Genomic DNA, 731 nt, shown 5'->3' on the forward strand with positions numbered 1-731 from the left:
CAGCACACCGGGTACGGCTACCATGACGATAATGGCCGACGGGCGTGACGTGAAAACCGACACGGTGACCCTGACCTATACGGCTGCCCAGAACCTGGCGGGTGCCACCGCGGGTACCGCAACCGCGCCAGCCTCTGTGCCGGCTGACGGCATCAGTACCCCGACCATCACGCTGCCGATCGCCGGTGCGGACGGTCAGCCCCTGAAAAATACCGCCATCACCGTGACGGTAAACGGCACCGACCAGACGGTGACCACTGACAGCAACGGTAACGCCACGCTGACCCTGCCGGCGTCCACCACCCCGGGTGATCAGTCCATTCCGGTGGTGTTGAATGGCAGCAGCCAGAACGTGCCTGTGACCTATACAAATACGCCGGCCCAGAACCTGGCGGGGGCCACCGCGGGCACCGCAACCGCGCCGGTCTCCGTGCCGGCTGACGGCATCAGTACCCCGACCATCACGCTGCCGATCGCCGGTGCGGACGGTCAGCCCCTGAAAAATACCGCCGTCACCGTGACGGTAAACGGCACCGACCAGACGGTGACCACTGACAGCAACGGTAACGCCACGCTGACCCTGCCGGCGTCCACCACCCCGGGTGAGCAGTCCATTCCGGTGGTGTTTAACGGCAGCAGCCAGAACGTGCCCGTGACCTATACAAATACGCCGGCCCAGAACCTGGCGGGGGCCACCGCGGGCACCGCAACCGCGCCGGCCTCCGTGCCGG

1 protein-coding gene is annotated in these 731 nt (G+C 66.3%); it reads left to right on the forward strand.

Annotated features, from left to right (window positions below; all coding sequences use genetic code 11):
- Positions 1-22: 22 nt before the first annotated feature.
- The coding region (locus tag M977_RS23860; RefSeq protein ID WP_167351124.1) for a DUF4198 domain-containing protein at positions 23-731 on the forward strand (709 nt) is incomplete at its 3' end.

The organism is Buttiauxella gaviniae ATCC 51604 (genome assembly GCF_001654835.1).
In the GTDB taxonomy this organism is placed as follows: Bacteria; Pseudomonadota; Gammaproteobacteria; order Enterobacterales; family Enterobacteriaceae; genus Buttiauxella; species Buttiauxella gaviniae.